This window comes from Neisseria sp. P0021.S006 (genome assembly GCF_051956895.1).
The window spans coordinates 1-597 of sequence record NZ_JBQCWZ010000887.1; the positions used below are offsets into that span (position 1 = coordinate 1).

2 pseudogenes are annotated in these 597 nt (G+C 47.1%); both read right to left on the reverse strand.

The features are described from left to right. Positions 1 to 324 (reverse strand): annotated as a pseudogene (locus tag ACTHUM_RS17715) (16S rRNA pseudouridine(516) synthase); the annotation flags it as partial. 142 nt (positions 325 to 466) lie between these two features. Then, a pseudogene (locus ACTHUM_RS17720) lies at positions 467 to 597 on the reverse strand (pyridoxamine 5'-phosphate oxidase family protein); the annotation flags it as partial.

Consider the following 597-nt stretch of genomic DNA (forward strand, 5'->3'; position numbering starts at 1 on the left):
GTCTGCATCCAAGCGGCCGACTGCCTGCATATCGATATTGCGCATGTGGTCGGGAAAAAGGCTGAAGATGCTTGGATATTGCTGAGGTTTGTGCGAAGTCTCGTAATCTGCAGGCTTATGAAGCAGGATATAAAAATAGGGCATGGGGACGGCGGCAATTTCTTCGCCGTCAACAGACAGGGTGTGCACTTGAGACGGATCAATATCGTCTTTGGCACGATTATGGATTTCGCCGTTGATGGCAATGCAGTCATTGTCTATCAGCCATTGGCATTGCTTGCGGCTGCCGAGGCCTTGCGATTGGATGTATTTGAGCAGTTGCATGGTTGAAAAGTAGGAAATGTTCAGACGGCCTTTATTGTACTGGAAAACCGGTGTTTAGGCCGTCTGAAAAGTAGGGGTAAAAAAATCGCCCCTTTAAAATTTTAAGGGGCGCAAAAGGAACACAAACCACTACCAAAAACTGTTACAGGGCAAATTCTCCTATTTGATGTGTTGCCGGATAAAGTGCTTTCATCAAGTCATGTGGTGAAAGCGAGAAATCTTTGCTGTTTGTCGTCAGACGGCCTTGCTGAGGCGTCAGCTCAAGCAATCTAG